Annotated in this window: 1 protein-coding gene; it reads left to right on the top strand. The window is 67.9% G+C overall.

Annotated elements, in window-relative coordinates:
* A partial coding sequence (locus IM317_RS23725; protein WP_305038665.1) for an ATP-dependent helicase C-terminal domain-containing protein occupies positions 1–215 on the top strand: 215 nt, incomplete at both ends.

Here is a 215-nt window from a genome sequence, read left to right as displayed (position 1 = left end):
ATCTGCGTCAGGCGCTACAGGACTGGCTGCCATGGCCGCTGCGCCAGAAGCTGGATCGTGAGCTGCCGACGCACTATACCGTGCCGACCGGCAGCCGCCTGGCGATCCGATACCATGCGGAGAACCCGCCAGCGCTGGCGGTGGGTTTGCAGGAGATGTTCGGCGAGGCCACGACGCCGGTGATCGCCGAGGGACGGGTGCCGTTGGTGCTGGAG

The sequence above is a fragment of the Enterobacter cloacae complex sp. S3 genome, assembly GCF_014930495.1.
Classification (GTDB): Bacteria; Pseudomonadota; Gammaproteobacteria; order Enterobacterales; family Enterobacteriaceae; genus Enterobacter; species Enterobacter asburiae_B.
The sequence above is the reverse complement of the archived record's forward strand: the minus strand, read 5'-3'. Positions and strand labels throughout refer to the sequence as shown.